A 275-nucleotide genomic window follows, 5' to 3' on the forward strand; every position below is an offset into this window, starting at 1 on the left:
GTGTGCTGGCCGTAGCAGCTGTGGTCCTGGCAGGCTTTTTGGGATACCGCTGGTCACAGCAGCAGTACTATGCGATTGGCGAGGACGGGGCGGTCGCCATCTACCAGGGAATTCCTCAGACGCTGGGGCCGTGGGCCTTTTCGCACCGCGTGGAGGTCACCTCTATTTCGCTGGCTTCCCTCGATAACGTGGATCGTGAACGACTGCAGGAACCTGTCACCCGTTCCTCACGCGAGGAAATCGACGCATATATTGCGCAGCTGGCACCCGTGAGT

Annotated in this window: 1 pseudogene; it reads left to right on the forward strand. The window is 60.0% G+C overall.

The features are described 5' to 3' along the window. Positions 1 to 275 (forward strand): annotated as a pseudogene (locus tag QP415_RS11750) (serine/threonine-protein phosphatase); the annotation flags it as partial.

The organism is Pauljensenia sp. UMB3104, from assembly GCF_030217285.1.
Classification (GTDB): Bacteria; Actinomycetota; Actinomycetes; order Actinomycetales; family Actinomycetaceae; genus Pauljensenia.